Origin of the sequence: Thioalkalivibrio denitrificans (genome assembly GCF_002000365.1) — a bacterium.
In the GTDB taxonomy this organism is placed as follows: domain Bacteria; phylum Pseudomonadota; class Gammaproteobacteria; order Ectothiorhodospirales; family Ectothiorhodospiraceae; genus Thioalkalivibrio_A; species Thioalkalivibrio_A denitrificans.
Window position 1 is genome coordinate 1 of the sequence record NZ_MVBK01000141.1, and the last position, 18,739, is coordinate 18,739.

Here is an 18,739-nt window from a genome sequence, read left to right on the forward strand (position 1 = left end):
GGATAGGCAGTTACACAAAAGGAATTACAGACTCATTCCGTTGCTTTTGGGGCGCCTACCGGAAGCGGTCTGCTGCGTCCCGGAAGGCCCTGCTCATATCGTCCCAGGCCGCCTCCATGCTCTTGCGGATGCGCTCCCAGGACTCCTCGCCGGCGTCACGCAGTTCGCGTAGCTGTTTCTCGGCCTGGTCGCGTTGCCTGCGCAGCTCCTCGATGTGCCGGTCGTACTGCATGCGCATGTCGGCCTCCGCGCTCTTGGCCTGGGCCTCGAGCTTGGCCAGGTCGGCATTCCACTCGTCAAGCCTGGCTTTCATCTTCTCGATGTACTGGTCACGGTCACTCATCTCGTTCCTCCTGTTTGTCGGTCGGGAGTGCCATCTCCTGATCATAGGCCCTTGTTCGGGTGCGTGTTAGGGTGAATGCGCGGGACCACCGTTTGCCCTGGGCGAAAGGAGGCATGGCCCTTGTCACTGGAACAGATATTCGTTGCCCTGACGCTGCTCGGGCTGCTGATGCTCGCGGGCAAGTGGTTGCGCGTGCGCGTGGCGCTGTTCGGTCGTCTGTTCCTGCCCAGTGCGATCCTCGCGGGACTGCTGGCACTCTTGGCCGGGCCGCAGGTGCTTGGCCGGCTGGCCTCCCGCTGGATTGCCGAGGACAGCCCCCTCGCCAACGGCGTGTTTCCGGAGGCAACCCTGGAGGTCTGGTCCGGACTGCCGGGGCTCCTGATCAGCGTCGTGTTCGCCGGTCTGTTCCTGGGCAAGACGATTCCCGGGCCCCGGTCCATCTGGCGCCGCGCAGGCCCCATGGTGGCCCACGGTCAGACGCTGGCGTGGGGCCAGTACGTGATCGGGCTGCTGTTGGCCCTGGTGCTGCTGACGCCGGTGTTTGGCGTCAGCCCCATGGCAGGCACGCTCATCGAAATCGGCTTCGAGGGCGGCCACGGCACGGCCGCGGGCCTGGCGGGCACATTTCGGGATCTGGGCTTTGAAAGCGGTGCGGACCTCGCCCTCAGCCTCGCCACCGTGGGAGTGGTCGCGGGCGTCCTTCTGGGTACGCTGCTGGTGAACTGGGGAGTCCGCACGGGACGGCTCAGCGCGCAGGAAGCGGACGCCATGGATACGGAACGCTTCAGCGAGCACGACGAGCGGGAATCGGTGCCGCGCTTCGCGAAGACGCGTTCCATCGATCCCCTGTCCGTTCACCTGGGATTCTTTGCGCTGGCCATCGGGATCGGCTGGCTGATCCTTCAGGGCCTGATCCTCCTTGAATCGATGACCTGGAACACCGATGGCGAGGGCCTCGCCCTCATGGAACACATCCCCCTGTTCCCCCTGGCCATGGTGGGTGGCGTACTGGTGCAGGTGGCGCTCATGCGCCTGGGCCACGCCAAGTCTCTCGACCGACGGTTGATCAATCGCATCTCGGGCGCGGCGCTGGACGTGCTCATCGTCTCAGCGCTTGCAACGCTGTCTCTGGAGGCAGTGGGCACCCATATCTGGACCTTCCTGATTCTTGCCGTGGCCGGGATCGCATGGTGCCTGTTCGGGTTTCTCGTGCTGGCGCCGAGGATGTTCCCCAGGGACTGGTTCCCCATGGGGCTGGCCAACTTCGGGCAGGGTATCGGCATGACCGTGATCGGCCTGCTGCTGGTGCGCATGGCGGATCCTGACAACAGGTCAGGCGCGATGGAGAGCTTCGGCTACAAGCAGCTGCTGTTCGAGCCCGTGGTGGGCGGCGGGTTGTTCACGGCCCTGTCTCTGCCCCTCGTCTATCAGTTCGGCGCCCTGCCGGTGCTGATCGGCTGCTCCATGCTCATGACAGGCTGGCTGATTTTTGGGCTGTGGGCATTCGGGCCCGAAAAGGACCAATGATTCAAGGGGAAGCGCTTCATTCCTTGAGTGACGAAGGATATCCGGCATCGTCGGTGGCCTGCATCAGGGCTTCGACATCGGTCCGGCTTGCGTCGAAACGAACAATGACCAGCCGTTCGCGCAGCTTCACCGCCACGTGTGTGACGCCCTCCACCGACTCAAGGGCATTCACCACGTTGGGCGGGCAGGCGGGACAGACCATGCCGCGCACTTCCAGCGTGACCTCCCGGACCTCGGTGGCCTGTGCGGGCATCAGGAGAGACAACAGGAGCAGACAGGCGGCCGTTAAAGCCTTCACGATGCACCTCGGAAACATTAAGAGATGGGTCAACGATAACCCAATGGCCCCGCCATCACTGCCCGCACGGCGCATCGGCCGACGACCGGCCGATCACGACGGGCAAGCGGGCCGGCACGCCGGTCTCCCAAACACCTTCACGGTGCGGTGGCCAGATCAATGCCCTCCTCCATCACCCGGGCCAGGAACCGGATCTGCTCCTCTGTGATCACGTACGGCGGCATCAGGTAACTGACATTGCCCAGCGGGCGCAGCAACGCCCCGCGCTTCAAGGCATGCTGATAGATCCTGAGCCCCCGCCGCTCCTGCCACGGATACGGTTCCCGGCTGGCCTTGTCCTTGACCATCTCCACGGCGGCGATCATGCCCGTCTGGCGCACCTCCGCGACGTGCGGATGCGCCCTGAGCGGTTCAAGCGCCTCCCCCATGACGTCGGCCAGTCGCCGGTTGCGGCCGATGACGTCCTCCTGCTCGAAGATGTCCAGCGTGCCCAGGGCGGCGGCGCAGGCCAGGGGGTTGCCGGTGTAGGAATGCGAATGCAGGAAGGCGTTCAGCTTTTCGTATTCATCGTAGAAGGCCTGGTAGACATCATCCGTGGTCACCACCGCGGACAGGGGCAGGTAACCGCCGGTGAGGCCCTTCGACAGGCACATGAAATCCGGCGTTATGCCGGCCTGCTCACAGGCGAACAGGGTGCCGGTGCGCCCGAAACCCACCGCGATCTCGTCCGCGATCAGGTGTACCCCATGCCGGTCGCAAGCCTCACGCAACAGCGTCAGGTAACGCGGGTGATACATGCGCATGTGGCCGGCGCACTGCACCAGGGGCTCGACGATGACGGCGCAGGTTTCGTGGGCATGGTCGGCCAGGGCCCGTTCCATGTGCGCGAACTGGCGCTCGGCCACCTGTTCGCAGGATTCCCCGGATTCGCGATGGTAGCAGTCCGGGGCTTGCACTGTGATAGATTGCATTAAGAGTGGCCTGTAAGTCTCCTTATATAAAGCAACATCTCCGACGGAAAGCGCGCCGAGTGTTTCGCCGTGGTAACTGTTGCTGAGGCAGATGAACCGGGTCCGTTCACCCTGCCCCCGGTTGCGCCAGTAGTGGAAGCTCATCTTGAGCGCCACCTCCACGGCGGCCGAGCCGCTGTCGGCGTAGAAGCAGCGCGTGAGCCCCGGCGGCGTAATCTGCACCAGCCGCTCGGAGAGGCGCACCACGGGTTCGTGGGTGAAGCCGGCAAGAATCACGTGCTCCAACTGATCCAGCTGGTCACGGATGGCCTGGTTGATTTGGGGATTGGCGTGACCGAACAGGTTCACCCACCAGGAACTGACGGCGTCGATGTAACGGTTGCCGTCGTAATCCTCCAGCCACACCCCCTCCCCCCGCCGGATCGGCGTCATGGGCAGGTACTCGTGGTCCTTCATCTGGGTGCAGGGATGCCAAACGACCGACAGGTCGCGGCGGGTGAGGTGGTCGTTGTTCATGGGAAAGGCATTTTCGACGCAAAGACGCAATGACGCAAAGGATCGCAAAACTGATTCTTGAGAAGGCTGACAGGTTGTCCCAAGACTGAGGAGACGACTCCGTCGCTCGGGATGCCCTGTCGACTGCGTTCAAAAAACCTTTGCGGATCTTCGCGTCATTGCGTCTTTGCGTCGCGGTTCTGCTCCAGGCCTCAACCGTTGCCCGCCCGCATGGCTTCGTACTCGTCCTCGAAGAAGAACTTCTCCTCGCCGAAGGCGGGCTTGAGGTGGTTCAGCCAGGTGGCATTCTCGTCGTATCTGGCGAAGAACGGGCGCTGCACCCAGTCGGGATTGCGGGCTTGCAGGAATCGCAAAACGAAGACCTTCTCGCCCTGGATCTCCGCCACGCCCTGGACCTCCACCTTGCCGGGACCGGCGCTCATGGACGGTCCGCGCGCCGTGCGTCCCAGGCCGGAGACCTGCTTCATGGCTTCACGGTAGATGGTCGCGGCTCTGGCTAGCGGCACCTCGAAGTAGTGGCGCGCGCCCGTGTCCCGCTCCACGAACATGTAATAGGGGATGATCCCCAGCTGCACCTGGGTCTTCCACAGGCGGGCCCAGACGTCGGGATCGTCGTTGATATGGGCCAGCAGGGGTCCCTGGCTGCGGATCTCCACGCCCGTGCCCCGCAGGCGACGGATGGCCTCGCGGGCGATGGGGGTGTCCAGCTCCCGCCAGTGGTTGTAGTGGGCCATGATGGCCACATGCCTGCCCGCTTTCACCAGGCGCGCCAGCAGGTCCAGCAGTTCATCAGCGTCGCTGTCGGTGACGAAGCGGTAGGGCCAGAAGGTCAGCGCCTTGGTGCCGATACGGATGGTTTGCACGTGGGCGAGACGCCTGTCCTCCAGCAGGGGCTCCAGGTACTGGGTGAGGTGCTTGGTCTTCATCACCATGGGGTCGCCGCCGGTGACCAGCAGATCGGTCACCTGCGGATGTTCGCGCAGGTAGCCCAGCACCTGGTCGCGCTGATTGGAGGCGATGCGCAGCGCCTTGTCACCCACGAACTGGGCCCAGCGGAAACAGAACGTGCAGTACGAATGGCAGGTCTGGCCCTGGCTGGGGAAAAACAGCACCGTCTCACGGTACTTGTGCTGCAGACCTTCCACCACCTCGCCATTCACACGGGGCAGGTTCATCTCCAGCTGGCCCGCGGGATGGGGATTCAGACCCTCGCGCAATTCGCGGGCGAGCGCGGCGATCTCCGCCTTGTCGGCGCCACGGCGGTGCAACTCCGCCATGCGCTCGTAGCTCTCGGGCGCAAGCATGTCCTTTTGCGGGAAGGTGAGCTTGAAGATGGGATCGTCGGGCACGTTGTCCCAATCGATCAAGTCGTTGATCACGTACTCGTTGACCCGGAACGGCAGGACGCTGGCCACCACTTTCATCTCGAAGCGCTGTGCCTCGGGCAGGCCGGCCACCTGCGGAATCTTCGCGAGGCTGCGCTCGTTGAAGACCTTGAAGCTGCGGGCCTGAATCTCGCCCAGGGCCCTGTCACTGTAGAACTTGAGTACTGAACTCATGGATGTATGCCTCCGATTGCTGCTCGATCCCGGGGGGGCTAGCCCGCATATCTCACCACCCTTCTACTGCGGCCGCCGATCTGCGCGCTGTGACGGGGCGTGCTCGCTCCAGCCGGCTTGACGTAGTGTCGGCTATGCCTGCGCCGTCTTCCGGTCCGCGCGCCCCGTCACAGCGGCATCTCGACGCCCTCGCTACGAACGGTGATGAGATATGCGGGCTAGGGCCTCCTTCGGATCGAGGGTGATGACCGGGCCTCGCAGGCGTGCATGCCGGGTCATGGAAGGGCAGGCGCGATAACGCGCGTCGCGGGGGATCGCGCGCCGCCGGCCCGTGAGTGAAAGCAGTCTAACTTAACAAATGCGCCCCACCCTGTCCAAAACGCACCTTGCCGCCCCGGCACGGCGCAGGCACAGTGTCGACACGTCCGAAACAGTCCCGAGGCCGCCGTCATGCACCCGGAATTTCCCTTGGAACCCGGCCTGATCCACCTGAACCACGCCGCCGTGGGGCCCTGGCCGCGGCGTGCCGTGGAGGCCGTGGAGCGCTTCGCCCGCGCCAATATGCACGAGGGATCCCGGGCCTACCCCCACTGGATCCGGGAGGAAACGCGTCTCAGGGGCCTGCTTGCCCGCCTGATCAACGCGCCGTCGGCGGATGACATCGCGCTGCTGAAGAACACCTCCGAGGCGCTGTCCGTGGTGGCCTACGGGCTGGAGTGGGCATCCGGTGACAACGTCGTCAGCGCGCGGCAGGAATTCCCCTCCAACCGGGTGGTCTGGCAGTCCCTGGCGCCCCGATTCGGCGTGCAGGCCCGCCTGGTGGACCTTGAGGGCCCCGATCCGGAAGGCGCCCTCATCGAGGCCATGGACGCCCGCACCAGGCTGCTCTCCATCAGTGCCGTGCAGTATGCCCGGGGTCTGCGTCTGGACCTGGAGCGTCTGGGCGAGGCCTGTCACCGGCGCGGGGTGCTTTTCTGCGTGGACGCCATCCAGCAGCTGGGCGCCCTGCCCTTCGATGCACAGGCCTGCCGGGCCGACTTCGTGGCGGCCGACGGCCACAAGTGGATGCTGGGCCCCGAAGGGGTGGCGGTCTTCTTTGTGCGCCCGGAGGTGCGGGACCGGCTCAGGCTCAACCAGTTCGGCTGGCACATGCTGGAGGCGCTGGGGGATTTCGATCGCCCCGACTGGCAACCCGCCGCCAGCGCACGGCGCTTCGAATGCGGCAGCCCGAACCTGCTCGGGGTCCATGCCCTGGCCGCCAGTCTGGATCTGCTCCTGGAGACGGGGTTGGATACCATATCTGACAACATATCGAGAAATATCTCGTTACTCATTGATATATTGAGTGAGAAAGGATTTGAGATTCTGTCTCCCACGGCCCCAGAGAGACGCGCGGGCATCGTGACGTTCACACGGCCCGGCACGGACATGGAAGCCATCTGCCAACGGCTGATGCAGTCGGGTGTACTGTGTGCCCATCGCGGTGGCGGATTGCGTTTCAGCCCGCATTTCCACAATGCGGAATCGGATCTTCTGGAGGCCGTTGAGCGCATCGGGGATGGGCGTTGACTAGCCCGCATATCTCACCGGGATCGCGAGAGCAGGCGAAGGATTCGCGTTGCTCGGCGCATCCTTGCGCCTCGCCCCTGCGGGGCTTGCGCGACGAATCGCTCCCGGCGATTCGTTCGTAGGCGCCGCTCTGGAGCGAAACCCATAGCCGTAGCTNNCCCACCGGCGCAGTAGGAGCAGCCAAAGTCCGACAGGCTCCTAGGTGTTGCAAATGTCACTTTTGAGCTTGATAATTGGCATATGCAACGTTTTGGGAGTATCCCCATGGCCCAGGCAGCCAGCACCGCACGGATCGATCCGGCCCGAACACTCACCACGGCCTTTCTCAATGCCGGGAAGGCCCTCGGGCTGAGCCGTGGCGACCTTGGCCGCGTGATCGGCAAGGATCGCAGCACCCTGACACGGGGACACATCGACCCGGACAGCAAGTCGGGGGAACTGGCCCTGCTGCTGGTGCGCTGTTATCGGGCGTTGTTCGTGCTGGTGGGCGGGGAACCGGACCAGATGCGCCACTGGATGCATACGCCCAACCGGCATACGGGCGGGGTGCCGGCGGAACAGGTCTGCACCGTGCAGGGCCTGATCCGTGTCACAGAGTATCTGGACGCCATGCGCGGCAAGGTCTGAACGGGTCGCGACGCGGGGTCTGAGACCCATGCCTGAACCGGACATCTGGTCGGCCTGCGCGCCCGAGGCTGGACCCTTGCGCGGTGCCCTGCTCCGGATCGTGGAAAGCCAGGAACAGGTGGCGACGGCCACCCTGGTGGACTCCCTCGAAGAGCAGGCGGTACTGGAAAGCCTGCTGGAAGACACCAAGCCTCCGCTGCCCGCCGGCGCACCGCGCCATTATCTCCTCAGCACCCCGTTTCGCTACCCGCCGCTGCCCCACGGTTCCCGCTTCGGTTCGCGCTTGGAGCCCGGTCTGTTCTACGGCTCGCTCGCCCTGCCCACCCTGCTGGCGGAGGCGGCGTTCTACCGTTTCCACTTCTGGCACGCCATGGCAACGCCGCCGGACCAGCCGTTCACGACGCGGCATACGATATTCGAAGCCAGTTACCGCACCGACCAGGGGCTGCAATTGCAGCATCCCCCGTTCGAGCGGTACCGGGCGGTACTCACCCATCCCTCCGTCTACGGCGCCACACAGCGCCTCGGCTCGGCGATGCGCGCGGCCGGCGTGGAGGCCTTCGAATATCCCTCGGCACGCGCCGAGGGACTCAACGCCGCCCTGTTCACGCCCAGGGCCCTGTGCAGCCGCAAGCCACGTTCACAGGAGGCCTGGACCTGCGAGACCACGAGCCGGAAGGTCGCCTTTCTCCCGGATGCCGGCGGCACACTGCACACGCTGCCCATCGAGCGTTTTCTCGTCGACGGCAAACTCCCCGACCCGGCCCCCTGAAGCCCGGCGGCTGCCGGACGGCGCGCCGGCCGGGAACACCCTTCTGCAGGTGGGGGCGGATGAAATGGCCGCATCGGGCTGGTAGGGTTTTCCGGGCAGGGACAGACGGCCCGCCCTGCGTTCAACCCGCATGTCTCACCGGGCCGGCGTCCGTGTCCCGACACCGACAACACGGGGAAGCAAGCCGCCGGCAGGGTCCACTCAGCGACGGACACGTTCCCTATGCTCTGGTTGCTGGCGCTTCATATCATCGCCCTGCTCTTCTGGACAGCGGGGTTGCTCTACCTCCCGCTGCTGCTGGCCGCGACGGGCACGCGTCAGGTGGAGCTGGTCAAGGTCCCCCGACGCCATGACTCGGTGGCGCGCTTTGTCTTCACCCACATCGCCACCCCCGCGGCCCTGCTGGCCATTCTCAGCGGCACGGCCGTGTTTCTCGTGGATCGGTCGATGGAATACTGGCTGATCCTCAAGCTGACCGCGGTCACCCTGCTGGTGGCCTGTCACGTGGCAGCCGGACTGCTGGTCCTGCATGCGGAGGACGAGACGAAACAACCGCTGACAAACACCTACCGCCTGCTTGCGGGCGTGCTGTGCCTGCTGATGATCGCCATTGTCTGGATCGTGCTCGCGAAACCGCAGGTGCCGGAGGGTCTGCCGTGGTCCCTGTAATGCGTCCTGCACCGGGTTTGTCAGGGTCTGAGGCTGCGACTCAGGGCCTCCTCGATGTCCACCCCGACGGCATATTCATAGACCAGCCGCCCGCCCAGATAACCGGTGATGGAGATCAGGGCCGCGGTCAGCAGGCTGACGTAGAGGCCCCAGGGCATGATGTGAGCCTCGGGCTCACCCAGGCGCAGCAGCCAGTTGAAGGAGGCCAGCGAGAGCAGCATCACCGCCAGAATGGCATGGCACCAGGCGGTGATCAGCCGTCGGATGCGCCACACCGACACGAGATCCACGAGCCCGGCGAGGCCGGAGATCCAGCCTCCGAGGGCGCCCACACCTGCAAGCCAGAGACCCGCGCGCGCCCAGAAGGGATCGCCCGTCAGCAACCAGCCGATGTCACTGCCCACCAGGGCAATCAGCGCCGCCACCGGGAAATGGATCAGTACCGGATGGAGTGGATGGCCAAGGATGGCGGCACGGCTCTGTATGGGTTCGGCTGGCATGAAATCGTCCATTCCCCGTCGCGGGGCGGGTTCATCACGTGATGCTCAGGAGACTTCACAGACTAGCAGTCCCCATGCTTGCCGGCACCCCCCTGGGTCTGACCGGATGTGCCGGTCCGTTCTCCACGCTTCATCCCGCGGGGCCCTCGGCTGCCACGGCGGCCATGCTGTGGTGGGGCATGTTTGTTCTGTTCTCCCTTGTGTTTGTCGCTGTGTGCGGCCTGTGGCTTTATGCCATGTTCCGTTCGCCGTCAATCCGGGACGAGGCGCAGGAGAAACACATCCATCGTCGCTGGATCATCGGCGGCGGACTCGTGCTGCCGCTCGCCTGCATCGTGGTCCTGCTGGCCTTCGGCATACCGGCGGGGCACTCCATGCTGCCATTGCCACCGGATGAGGGAGAGGCCCTGGAAGTGCATGTCACCGCGCGGCAATGGCACTGGGACGTGCACTACCCGGACGGGGACATCTCGCTGTCGAACGAGGTGCACATCCCCGCAGGCCGGCCCGTGGATGTGCACGTGACCAGCGTGGACGTGATCCATTCATTCTGGGTGCCGCGCCTGGGCGGCAAGCTGGATGCGATCCCGGGGCGCACCAACGTGCTGCGCCTGCAGGCAGACGCCCCGGGCAGCTACCGCGGGCAGTGCGCGGAGTTCTGCGGCACCGGTCATGCACACATGCACTTTACGGTGATCGCCCACGACCCCGAGGACTTCGATGCCTGGCGGACGGAGGCCGCCGGCAATGACTGAGCAGACGCCGGAACAGTCCGCCAGGCTCGCCCAGCTCCAGCGCGTCTGGGCCAACCTGCCCGGCATCGGCACGCTGGCGGCGGTCAACCACACCTCCATCGGGCTGCGCTTCATGATCACCGGCGCGGTCTTTTTTCTCATCGGCGGGGTGCTGGCGATGCTGGTGCGCACGCAGCTCGCCCTGCCGGAGCAGGACATCCTCTCTCCGGAGATCTACAACCAGGTCTTCACCATGCACGGCACGGTGATGATGTTCCTGTTCGCGATCCCCATCCTGGAGGGGTTTGCGATCTACATGATCCCCAAGATGATCGGCGCACGCGACCTGGTCTTTCCGCGCATCAGCTCGCTGGGCTACTACTGCTACCTGTTCGGCGGTCTGATCATCCTGTCGAGCCTGGTGCTGGGCATTGCCCCTGACGCCGGCTGGTTCATGTACACGCCGCTGAGCGGTCAGGAGTATTCCCCGGGCCCCGGTTCCGACTTCTGGCTGCTGGGGATCACCTTCGTGGAGATCTCCGCCATGGCGGCGGGCATTGAACTCACCGTGTCCATTCTGAGGTCACGGGCCAACGGCATGTCCCTGACCCGCATGCCGCTGTTCTGCTGGTACATCCTCGCCATGTCACTGATGATCGTGTTCGGTTTCCCGCCGCTGATCCTTGCGAGCGTGCTGCTGGAAATCGAGCGCGCGGCCGGCCTGCCGTTCTTCGAGGTGGCGGGTGGCGGCGACCCGGTGCTGTGGCAGCACCTGTTCTGGCTGTTCGGTCATCCGGAGGTGTACATCATCTTCCTGCCCGCGGCCGCCATCGTGTCCACCCTGATCCCGGTGTTCGCCCAGCGACCCATCGTCGGTTACCGCTGGATCGTGCTGTCCATCATCCTCACGGGTTTTATCAGCTTCGGTCTGTGGGTGCACCACATGTTCACCGTGGGGATACCGCATCTCGCCCAGGCGTTTTTCTCCGTGGCCAGCATGCTGGTGGCCGTACCGACGGCGATCCAGGTGTTTGCATGGCTGGCCACACTCTGGAGCGGGCGGGTGATCTACAGCCTGCCCATGCTGTGGATCATCGGCTTCCTGGTGGTGTTCGTATGCGGGGGTCTCACAGGTGTGATGCTCGCCCTGGTGCCGTTCAACTGGCAGGTGCACGACACCCATTTCGTGGTGGCTCACCTGCATTACGTGGTGGTGGGCGGCATGTTCTTCCCCCTCATGGCGGGCCTGTACTACTGGCTCCCCCTGTTCTCCGGGCGACAGCCCTCGCAGCGTCTCGGACGGCTGGGTTTCTGGCTCACCTTCACCGGTTTCAACGTCACCTTCCTGCTCATGCACCTCACCGGGCTGCTGGGCATGCCACGTCGGATCTACACCTACGAGGCAGGCCTCGGCTGGGACTGGCTCAACCTGCTGTCCTCCGTGGGCGGCTTCATCATGGCCGCGGGGATCGCGGTGATCATTGTCGACGTGGCCCTGCATCTGCGCTTCGGGCGCCCCACGCCGCGCAACCCCTGGAAGGCGGACACCCTGGAGTGGTCATTGGACACCCCGCCCCCACCCTACAATTTCGCCAGCCTGCCGCCGGTGCGTACCCGTCATCCGCTGCATGAGCATCCCGATCTGCAGACGTCCATCGCCGCCGGTGAACATGGATTGCCATCCGCGGAACACGGCCGACGTGAAATCTACGGCTCAGACGCGGTCACGGCACGTGTGCGGGAGATCATTCATCTGCCCACCAATTCCTGGCTGCCCCTGCTGGCCGCGCTGTCGCTGGCGGTGGTGTGCGTGAGCCTGCTGGTGCGTGTGTACGAGGTCGCCCTGCTGGGGGTGGTCGGGGCCGCCGTGTTCCTGCTGCGCTGGAGCTGGGTGAACGGCGCCCACCCGCAGATGGCCCCGCTCACGGAAGACGAGCCCGTAAATCCGCCGCTGCATTCGCGCACCTGTGACGGGCCCGGCCTGTGGGGCATGGTGGTGACCCTCATGGCCAACGGTGCCCTGTACCTGTCATTGCTGTTCGGCTGGTTCTACCTGTGGACGGTGGCTCCCAACTGGTCGCCTCCGGACAGTCAGGCGATGTCGCTGTGGCTCGTGCTCGCCAGCGGCATCTTCCTGACGCTGGCCACGTTCCGACACCACCGGATCGCGCGCCGGTTGGCTGCGGGGGGTGCCACCGGCCTGCACAGGCGGCTCTGGCAGACGGCGGTGCTGGGGGCCATCCATGTGGCCGTGCTGATCGGGGCGGTCAGCGACGCGTCGCTCGCACCCACCGACAACGCCCATGACGCCGTGTTGCTGGTGATGTGCCTCTACCTGCTGTTTCATGGCGCCCTCTGCACGGTACTCACGGCCATGCAGGCGATGCGTGCCGCGCGGGGCTATGTGAGCGTGCGGCTGCCCTACGAGCCACAGGTACTGCGCCTCCTGTGGCTGTATACACTGGGCGTCTTCTGGCTGAGCGCGGCCGCGTTCCTGCTCCTGCCCCCGGCCTGGAGCGGCGCATGATCGCCTCACCTGCCCATCCCGCGCACCTGGTCATCGGTTTGGTGGTGTGGAGCGTCTGGTTCGTGGTGCTCTACGGTGGGCTTTCCGTGGCCTGCGCGGTGGCGCCGCCGGCGCCATCGACGGGTGCCCTGACCTGGATCAATGGCGTGCTGCTCCTGCTGACCCTGCTGGTCACGGGCGCGCTGCTCGTGCAGGCCCGGCACTGCCTGACTGCGGTGAGGCGCTCGCATGATCGTCCCGCATCCGGGCTGATGCGATTTCTGCCCGCCGTGTCGGGTGCGCTCTATCTCGCGTCTGCTGTCGCGACCCTGGCCGTCGGTCTGCCGGTGATCATGCTGCCGCCATGCCTGTGAGGCGGCAAAGCGCCCTGGCCGCCTTCACCCTGCTGTCGGGGCTGAGCCTGCCGGCCCTCGCCCACAGCCCCCTCGCGGGCGATGGCCAGGAACGACTGGTGGCCTGGCTGACCCTGTTGCTGCTGGGTCTGCTGTGGGCGACCTACATGATCGGTGCACGCCGCATCCGACCGCGTCGCTGGCAGGCCTGGCTGTTCCATGGAACGGCGCTGCTGTGCCTCGCGACCCTGCTGGGACCGCTGGATGACTGGGCGAAGACGGGCACGGCTGCCCACATGACACAGCACATGCTGCTGATGGGGGTGATTGCGCCGTTGTGGGTCGTGAGCCGCCCGTTGCCCCAACTGGTCTCGGCCAGCCGCACGCTGACACCGGTGCTTTGGGGTCCTCTGCTCCAGCTGGTGCGCTATCCGCTCCTGTGCGCCTGCCTTCATGCCATCGCCATCTGGTTCTGGCACATGCCCCGCTTCTACATGGCTGCCGTGGAGAATCCCTGGTGGCATCTGCTGGAACATGCCAGCTTCCTCCTTACCGCCGGCCTCTTCTGGTGGTCCGTGTTTCAGGGTGCATCGCGCCGGGCACCGTGGGCGCTCCTGGCGGTCCTGTTCACGCTGATGCACACGGGATTTCTGGGTGCGATCCTGAGCTTCGCCGGCCAGCCGCTCTACGGCGAGGCCCGGGATCTGGCGGATCAGCAGCTGGCAGGGCTGATCATGTGGGTCCCGGGCGCGATCCCGTACCTGCTTGCCACGGCCTGGGTGGGATACCGGTGGTGGCAGCGGATGCTGTGGCGCATGGCCTGAGCGAGCTACGCCTTGTAGGATGTCAAAACACACTTGACACAGCCACCCCGCCGGGCAGGAGGAGCGACATGAGCGACACCACGGTGCGATGGCTTGATCAGGTCATCGAAGCCAACAAGCAGTTCCGCGAACGCTTGCGACCGGAGAAGCTCCCCGTTCAGCGAACCCCGGGGTCGGTCCTCGTGATCACCTGCATGGATCCCCGGGTCAACACGGACGCCATTGGTATTTCACCCTTCACCAGGGAAGGCGAGGGTCACTCGTCCGTGCGGGTGATCCGCACCATCGGGGCTGTGGCGGAGGCCAGGTCACTGATCATCGGCATGTTCCTCGCGGGCGCCCGCGAGATCGCCGTCATGATGCACACCGACTGCGGATGCTGCCTGGCCCACGAGCGCATCGACACCATCGTTCAGAATATGGAAACACGGCTTCCCGCGGACCGACTGGAGCGCTTCAAGGCGTCTATCGGTGAGCCGTTTCGCGAACGACTCCGGAACTGGCTCAAGACATTCGAGGACCCACGCGATGCCGTGCGCAGGGAAGTGGATGCCATCCGGGCCCTTCCCTACATGCCCGAGGACATGGCCGTCCACGGCCTCGTCTACGAACTCGACTCCGGCCGCATCGACGTCGTGGTCAACGGATACGAAACCGCAATTCGGGAAGCGTGATCATGTGACCGTGCCAGGGCGGTCCCTTCCTCCGGATCAGGACAGGAAGCCTTCGTGCCCTTCGTGTGCTTCGTGGTCAAACCCACCCTCAGCCCCGCCCGAACAGCGTGTCGTAGTTGCGGTTGGTCAGTTCGGCAAGCGTGTCGAGGTCGGTACCCCTGACTTCCGCCACCCGCGCGGCGACATCCCGCACCCAGGCGGGATGATTGGTCTTGCCGCGATGGGGCACGGGCGCCAGGTACGGGGCGTCCGTCTCCACCAGGAGGCGGTCGTCGGGCACGCGGCGGGCCACGTCCCGCAGCGCCTCGGCATTTCGGAACGTGACGATGCCCGAGAAGGACACGTAGAAGCCCAGATCCAGCGCGGCCCGCGCCATCTCCCAGGTCTCCGTGAAGCAGTGCATGACACCGCGCGGGCCGTCCGCCCCCTCCTCGCGAAGGATGGCGATGGTGTCCTCCCGCGCATCGCGGGTATGGATGATCAGCGGCTTGCCCAGTTCCCGGGCCGCGCGTATGTGCACCCGGAAGCGCTCGCGCTGCCATTCGTTGTTGTCCGGGTGATAGTGATAGTCGAGCCCCGTCTCCCCCACCGCCACCACCAGGGGATCACGCCCGCGGCTCACGAGATCCTCGACAGTGGGCTCGGCCCCATCGGTCTCACCCGGATGCACGCCCACCGAACACGAGACGTCGGGATAGCGCTCGGCGATCCCGTGCACCGTGGGGTAATCCTCCAGGCGGATGTTCACGCACAGCACGTGCTCGACGCCAGCGTTGCGCGCGGCATCCAGCACGTTGTCCAGTGAACCGTCGAATTTCTCCAGATCGATGCGATCCAGGTGGCAGTGGGAGTCGATGAGCATGGTGTTGGAATGGGTGGCCGCCGGGAGGCTTAATGGACAGGATGAACAGGATTTTTTCAGGATTAACAGGATGGTTGATTGAACGAAAAGACACGAGGCAGGATTTACGTGATTTCAGGGCGTTATCCTAAGCCATGTGACTCCTGTCCTTTCCTTCAACTTTTCTTACATCCTGTAAATCCCGAGAAATCCTGTTCATCCTGTCCATTTTTTACATGGTATGGGTCGGACGATCGGCTTGCAGGGCACCGGCCAGCAGCCCTTCGATCTTGTTGCGCGTGGCGCCGTTGTCCTGGGGGTTGAACTGAACGCCGATGCCGGGGGTGCGGTTGCCCTGGGCGCGGGGCGGGGTGACCCAGATGATCTTGCCCGCCACGGGCATGCGCTCGCGTTCCTCCATCAGCGTCAGCAGCATGAACACCTCGTCCCCCAGCTTGTAGGGCTTCTGGGTGGGGATGAACAGGCCGCCGTTTTTCACGAACGGCATGTACGCCGCATACAAGGAATTCTTGTCCTTGATGGCCAGTGAGAGGATGCCCTGTCCTGCCGACATGAATGAACTCCGTCAGTGCCTGCCCGCGGTGATTTCCGCGAACACGTCCTCCAGCAGCAGCTGCTGGTTGACCGGTGTGCGGGCCACGCGCCGTGCGTCCGCAAGGCGCTCCTGAAGAGTCAGGGCCCGTTCCAAGTCTAACGACTTTGCCAATCGCTGCAAATCCTCTGCCCCGGAAGCCGCACGGTGTCCGTTCATGGCCAGACGCGCCGCTTCCCACAAGGCGATCTGGATCCAGTGCACGAGTCGCGCGGCCGGTTGCTGTTTCCAGCGTTCGGCTGTGGTCACGACACCACCGGATCCCGAACACAGCGCCGCCAGGTCGGCGAGCAGCGCCTGCCACTGCGCCACCGCACCCTCCTCCGCCAGTGACTGTGCCGTCAGGGGTGCGCCGCGGGACAGGCACAGGAGCGTCTCGAGATCGGTTTCGGCGATCCCCTGCTCAAGCAGCCAGGCGCGCGCCCGGGTGTCGTCGGGTCCCGTGACGGAGACGATCTGGCAGCGGCTGCGCACGGTCGCGGGCAGCAGCGACGGCTGTGCGCTCACCAGAATCATGAGCGAGCGCTCCGCTGGCTCCTCCAGGGTCTTGAGCAGGCTGTTGGCGGCATTGGGATTCATGGCGTCCGCAGGCCAAAGGACCGCCACCCGATGATCACCCAGGGAACGGCTCAGCCCCATGGCTTCGGCGAGTTCACGAATCTGGTCCACCAGAATCCCGGTCCGCTCCTCGGGGATGGTCACATCCGCCCGATCGGGATGGGTTCCGGCCCGGTGCAGGCGGCAGCTGGCACAACGACCGCAGGCGCCGCCGTGTGCATCACGGTCGGTGCACAGGGCCGCCCCGGCCACGGCTTCGGCGAGGGCCCGCTTTCCGATACCCGCGGGTCCGGACAGCAGCAGTGCGTGAGGCATGCGCTCCGCCGCCAGGCGCCCCAGCAATTGCCGGAAGACACCTTCCAGCCAGGGATAGGGAGCGGCCGTCATGTGGGCGTTCGCCCCTCGAGCAGCGGCGTCACGGCCGCCTGGAGCGCGCCGGCCACCGCCTCCACCGGCTGCGCCGCATCGATGACGCGGTAACGGCCGAGGTCCAGGCGGGCGCGTTCCAGGTAAGCCCCGCGCACCCGTTCAAAGAACGCCACGGTCTCCTGTTCGAAGCGATCCGCCTCACCGCGGCCCCGGGCCCGGGCGAGGCCCGCCCTGACCTCCATGTCCAGAAGCAGCGTGAGATCCGGACGCACGGCGCCCTGCACCCAGTTCTCCAGCACCGCGATACGCCCCATGTCCAGTCCGCGGCCGCCGCCCTGGTAGGCGTAGGTGGCATCGGTGAAGCGGTCGCAGATCACCCAGGTGCCGGCTTCCAGGGCCGGCAGGATCAACGTGCGCAGGTGTTCGGCCCGGGCGGCGAACATGAGCAGGAGTTCGGTGTCCGGGTGCATGGCCGGATGATCCGTGGACAGCAACAGGCCGCGAATGGCCTCGGCCACGGGGGTGCCGCCCGGCTCCCGGGTGGTGATCACCGTGATGCCCTGCTGTTCGAGGAAGCGGCGCAGGCCGTCCACCTGGGTGGACTTGCCGGCGCCCTCGCCACCCTCCAGCGTAATGAAACGTCCCCTGTGCCGATTCATCGCCGGGCGCTCCCGGGATAGCGGCTGGCGTCGCCGCCCAGCTGATAGCGGATCACGGCCTCACGGTGTTCCCGGTAGGTGGTGGAAAACTGATGACTCCCGTCTCCCCGCGAGACGAAGAACAGCACCTCGGTATCCGCCGGGTTGAGGGCGGCACGGATCGCGTCGCCGCCGGGCAGGGCGATGGGTGTGGGCGGCAGACCGGTACGTGTGTACGTGTTGTACGGTCCGTCGGTGCGCAGGTCCCTGCTGCGCAGCCGCCCGTCCGTGATTTGCGCGCCGTAGATGACCGTGGGGTCCGTCTGCAGGCGCATGCCGCGTTTCAGGCGCGTGGTGAACACCGCCGCAACCAGGTCGCGTTCTTCGGGCACACCGGTCTCCTTTTCAACGATGGAGGCCAGTATCAGGGCCTCGTAAGGCGTCTCCAGGGGCAGGTCCGGCTGGCGATCCGCCCAGGCTGCGTCCAGCACGCCCACCATGCGCCGGTGCGCCCGCTCCAGAAACTGCAGGTCGGTGGTGTTGCGGGGGAACAGGTACGTGTCCGGATAGAACCAGCCTTCCGGATGCTCGCCGGGTCTGCCCAGGCGCGCCATGATCTCCCTATCCTCCTCGGGGTCGAGCGTCTGCACCAGGTGAGGATGCCCCCGTACCGCCGCCATGAGTTGCGCGAACGTCCAGCCCTCGGGAATGGTGAGGCTGTACTGCACGGTCCGGCCGCTGACGAACAGGGCCAGCAGGCTGCGCGGCGTCAGACCCGGGTCAAGGCGGTACTCGCCGGCGCGGATGTTCGTGGAGTCGGCCTCCACCCGGGCATAGAACTCCCAGTACAGGGGGTGTTCCAGCAGCCCGGCCTCGCTGAGTTCCCGGGCCACCCGGCGCACGGAGGCCCCTGCGGGCACTTCGTAGATCTGCGCATCTTCCAGGGCCACGGGCCGGTCGAGAAAGCGCGTGTAATCCACCGCCAGGTACGAGGCCGCACCCACGGCGAGCGACACCACCACCAGGAGCAGCCACTTCACGACGCATCGCCCTCCAGTGATTTCTGCAGGCGTGACACCAGGGGCGAACGGGGCAACTGTTGCCCGTCCAGTTCCGCCACCGGGCGCACGCCCAGCAGGGTATTGGTGAGAAAAAGGCCCTGTGAGGCCCGCAGGTCGTCGGCAGTGTAACGCCCCTCGTGGACAGCGATGCCCATGCCGCGGGCCGCATCCATGACACGGGCCCGCGTGATGCCTGCCACGCCGCACTGGTCCAGCA

21 protein-coding genes are annotated in these 18,739 nt (G+C 65.6%); 10 read left to right on the forward strand and 11 right to left on the reverse strand.

Annotation, left to right across the window (positions count from 1 at the left end):
• Positions 1–55: 55 nt before the first annotated feature.
• Positions 56–343: a sll1863 family stress response protein gene (locus B1C78_RS16650; RefSeq protein WP_077280280.1), complete on the reverse strand. Its 288-nt coding sequence runs from the start codon at positions 341–343 to the stop codon at positions 56–58.
• A 120-nt stretch (positions 344–463) separates the two neighbouring features.
• Between B1C78_RS16650 and B1C78_RS16655 the strand changes: the two genes are divergently transcribed.
• Entirely contained in the window at positions 464–1,870 is a 1,407-nt protein-coding gene (locus B1C78_RS16655) for a sodium/glutamate symporter (RefSeq protein ID WP_077280281.1), read from the forward strand.
• A gap of 16 nt (positions 1,871–1,886) precedes the next feature.
• Here the strand turns inward: B1C78_RS16655 and B1C78_RS16660 are convergent, their stop codons facing one another.
• The 3 genes from B1C78_RS16660 to B1C78_RS16670 all read right to left on the reverse strand — a co-directional run bounded on the left by B1C78_RS16660 (position 1,887) and on the right by B1C78_RS16670 (position 5,214).
• Positions 1,887–2,168, reverse strand: coding sequence for a cation transporter (locus B1C78_RS16660; protein ID WP_245795480.1), 282 nt, complete (start codon positions 2,166–2,168; stop codon positions 1,887–1,889).
• Positions 2,169–2,305: 137 nt separating this feature from the next.
• Positions 2,306–3,655 (reverse strand): adenosylmethionine--8-amino-7-oxononanoate transaminase, encoded by a 1,350-nt coding sequence (locus tag B1C78_RS16665; RefSeq protein ID WP_077280283.1) that lies wholly within the window; start codon positions 3,653–3,655, stop codon positions 2,306–2,308.
• Positions 3,656–3,846: 191 nt separating this feature from the next.
• On the reverse strand, positions 3,847–5,214 hold the full coding sequence (locus B1C78_RS16670; RefSeq protein ID WP_077280284.1) for a KamA family radical SAM protein: 1,368 nt from the start codon (positions 5,212–5,214) through the stop codon (positions 3,847–3,849).
• A 450-nt stretch (positions 5,215–5,664) separates the two neighbouring features.
• Between B1C78_RS16670 and B1C78_RS16680 the strand changes: the two genes are divergently transcribed.
• The 4 genes from B1C78_RS16680 (at position 5,665) to B1C78_RS16695 (ending at position 8,851) form a co-directional block, all read left to right on the forward strand.
• Positions 5,665–6,783, forward strand: coding sequence for an aminotransferase class V-fold PLP-dependent enzyme (locus tag B1C78_RS16680; RefSeq protein ID WP_077280285.1), 1,119 nt, complete (start codon positions 5,665–5,667; stop codon positions 6,781–6,783).
• 264 nt (positions 6,784–7,047) lie between these two features.
• Entirely contained in the window at positions 7,048–7,410 is a 363-nt protein-coding gene (locus B1C78_RS16685; RefSeq protein ID WP_077280286.1) for an MbcA/ParS/Xre antitoxin family protein, read from the forward strand.
• Positions 7,411–7,438: 28 nt separating this feature from the next.
• Entirely contained in the window at positions 7,439–8,182 is a 744-nt protein-coding gene (locus tag B1C78_RS16690; RefSeq protein WP_077280287.1) for an RES family NAD+ phosphorylase, read from the forward strand.
• A 222-nt stretch (positions 8,183–8,404) separates the two neighbouring features.
• On the forward strand, positions 8,405–8,851 hold the full coding sequence (locus B1C78_RS16695) for a CopD family protein (protein WP_077280288.1): 447 nt from the start codon (positions 8,405–8,407) through the stop codon (positions 8,849–8,851).
• A gap of 20 nt (positions 8,852–8,871) precedes the next feature.
• On the opposite strand, the gene B1C78_RS16700 is transcribed toward B1C78_RS16695, so the two are convergent.
• Entirely contained in the window at positions 8,872–9,351 is a 480-nt protein-coding gene (locus B1C78_RS16700; protein WP_077280297.1) for a DUF2231 domain-containing protein, read from the reverse strand.
• A 74-nt stretch (positions 9,352–9,425) separates the two neighbouring features.
• On the opposite strand from B1C78_RS16700, the gene coxB reads away from it, so the two are divergent.
• From coxB to B1C78_RS16725, 5 genes are all read left to right on the forward strand, one after another.
• Positions 9,426–10,106, forward strand: a complete 681-nt coding sequence (coxB, locus tag B1C78_RS16705; protein WP_077280289.1) for a cytochrome c oxidase subunit II — start codon at positions 9,426–9,428, stop codon at positions 10,104–10,106.
• Entirely contained in the window at positions 10,099–12,612 is a 2,514-nt protein-coding gene (gene ctaD / locus B1C78_RS16710; RefSeq protein WP_077280290.1) for a cytochrome c oxidase subunit I, read from the forward strand. The genes coxB and ctaD overlap by 8 nt, the downstream gene beginning before the upstream one ends.
• On the forward strand, positions 12,609–12,965 hold the full coding sequence (locus B1C78_RS16715; protein WP_077280291.1) for a hypothetical protein: 357 nt from the start codon (positions 12,609–12,611) through the stop codon (positions 12,963–12,965). The genes ctaD and B1C78_RS16715 overlap by 4 nt, the downstream gene beginning before the upstream one ends.
• Positions 12,956–13,768, forward strand: coding sequence for a cytochrome c oxidase assembly protein (locus tag B1C78_RS16720; protein ID WP_077280292.1), 813 nt, complete (start codon positions 12,956–12,958; stop codon positions 13,766–13,768). Before B1C78_RS16715 ends, B1C78_RS16720 begins: the two co-directional genes overlap by 10 nt.
• Before the next feature lie 68 nt (positions 13,769–13,836).
• On the forward strand, positions 13,837–14,442 hold the full coding sequence (locus B1C78_RS16725) for a carbonic anhydrase (protein ID WP_077280293.1): 606 nt from the start codon (positions 13,837–13,839) through the stop codon (positions 14,440–14,442).
• A gap of 88 nt (positions 14,443–14,530) precedes the next feature.
• Here the strand turns inward: B1C78_RS16725 and B1C78_RS16730 are convergent, their stop codons facing one another.
• The 6 genes from B1C78_RS16730 to B1C78_RS16755 form a co-directional block, all read right to left on the reverse strand.
• Positions 14,531–15,304 carry a TatD family hydrolase gene (locus B1C78_RS16730; RefSeq protein ID WP_077280294.1) on the reverse strand — a complete coding sequence of 258 codons (774 nt, stop codon included), beginning with the start codon at positions 15,302–15,304 and terminating at the stop codon, positions 14,531–14,533.
• 211 nt (positions 15,305–15,515) lie between these two features.
• A complete protein-coding gene (locus tag B1C78_RS16735) occupies positions 15,516–15,857 on the reverse strand; it encodes a PilZ domain-containing protein (RefSeq protein ID WP_012638390.1) in 342 nt (113 codons plus the stop codon).
• Positions 15,858–15,869: 12 nt separating this feature from the next.
• A complete protein-coding gene (gene holB / locus B1C78_RS16740) occupies positions 15,870–16,841 on the reverse strand; it encodes a DNA polymerase III subunit delta' (RefSeq protein WP_077280295.1) in 972 nt (323 codons plus the stop codon).
• The gene (tmk, locus tag B1C78_RS16745; RefSeq protein WP_077280296.1) at positions 16,838–17,482 is read right to left on the reverse strand and encodes a dTMP kinase; all 645 of its coding nucleotides are present in this window, start codon (positions 17,480–17,482) and stop codon (positions 16,838–16,840) included. Before tmk ends, holB begins: the two co-directional genes overlap by 4 nt.
• A complete protein-coding gene (mltG, locus tag B1C78_RS16750) occupies positions 17,479–18,501 on the reverse strand; it encodes an endolytic transglycosylase MltG (protein ID WP_175628346.1) in 1,023 nt (340 codons plus the stop codon). Before mltG ends, tmk begins: the two co-directional genes overlap by 4 nt.
• Positions 18,498–18,739 (reverse strand): aminotransferase class IV (locus B1C78_RS16755; RefSeq protein ID WP_175628347.1); only part of this gene is annotated, 242 nt, incomplete at its 5' end. The genes mltG and B1C78_RS16755, both read right to left, overlap by 4 nt.

Coding starts and splice junctions, on each gene's coding strand:
- B1C78_RS16735 (WP_012638390.1), bottom strand. CDS start 15,857: ATGTCGGCAGGACAGGGCATCCTCTCACTGGCCATCAAGGACAAGAAT.
- B1C78_RS16670 (WP_077280284.1), bottom strand. CDS start 5,214: ATGAGTTCAGTACTCAAGTTCTACAGTGACAGGGCCCTGGGCGAGATT.
- B1C78_RS16650 (WP_077280280.1), bottom strand. CDS start 343: ATGAGTGACCGTGACCAGTACATCGAGAAGATGAAAGCCAGGCTTGAC.
- B1C78_RS16695 (WP_077280288.1), top strand. CDS start 8,405: ATGCTCTGGTTGCTGGCGCTTCATATCATCGCCCTGCTCTTCTGGACA.
- B1C78_RS16720 (WP_077280292.1), top strand. CDS start 12,956: ATGCCTGTGAGGCGGCAAAGCGCCCTGGCCGCCTTCACCCTGCTGTCG.
- B1C78_RS16665 (WP_077280283.1), bottom strand. CDS start 3,655: ATGAACAACGACCACCTCACCCGCCGCGACCTGTCGGTCGTTTGGCAT.
- B1C78_RS16715 (WP_077280291.1), top strand. CDS start 12,609: ATGATCGCCTCACCTGCCCATCCCGCGCACCTGGTCATCGGTTTGGTG.
- ctaD (WP_077280290.1), top strand. CDS start 10,099: ATGACTGAGCAGACGCCGGAACAGTCCGCCAGGCTCGCCCAGCTCCAG.
- tmk (WP_077280296.1), bottom strand. CDS start 17,482: ATGAATCGGCACAGGGGACGTTTCATTACGCTGGAGGGTGGCGAGGGC.
- B1C78_RS16700 (WP_077280297.1), bottom strand. CDS start 9,351: ATGCCAGCCGAACCCATACAGAGCCGTGCCGCCATCCTTGGCCATCCA.
- B1C78_RS16725 (WP_077280293.1), top strand. CDS start 13,837: ATGAGCGACACCACGGTGCGATGGCTTGATCAGGTCATCGAAGCCAAC.
- B1C78_RS16680 (WP_077280285.1), top strand. CDS start 5,665: ATGCACCCGGAATTTCCCTTGGAACCCGGCCTGATCCACCTGAACCAC.
- coxB (WP_077280289.1), top strand. CDS start 9,426: ATGCTTGCCGGCACCCCCCTGGGTCTGACCGGATGTGCCGGTCCGTTC.
- B1C78_RS16690 (WP_077280287.1), top strand. CDS start 7,439: ATGCCTGAACCGGACATCTGGTCGGCCTGCGCGCCCGAGGCTGGACCC.
- holB (WP_077280295.1), bottom strand. CDS start 16,841: ATGACGGCCGCTCCCTATCCCTGGCTGGAAGGTGTCTTCCGGCAATTG.
- B1C78_RS16730 (WP_077280294.1), bottom strand. CDS start 15,304: ATGCTCATCGACTCCCACTGCCACCTGGATCGCATCGATCTGGAGAAA.
- B1C78_RS16685 (WP_077280286.1), top strand. CDS start 7,048: ATGGCCCAGGCAGCCAGCACCGCACGGATCGATCCGGCCCGAACACTC.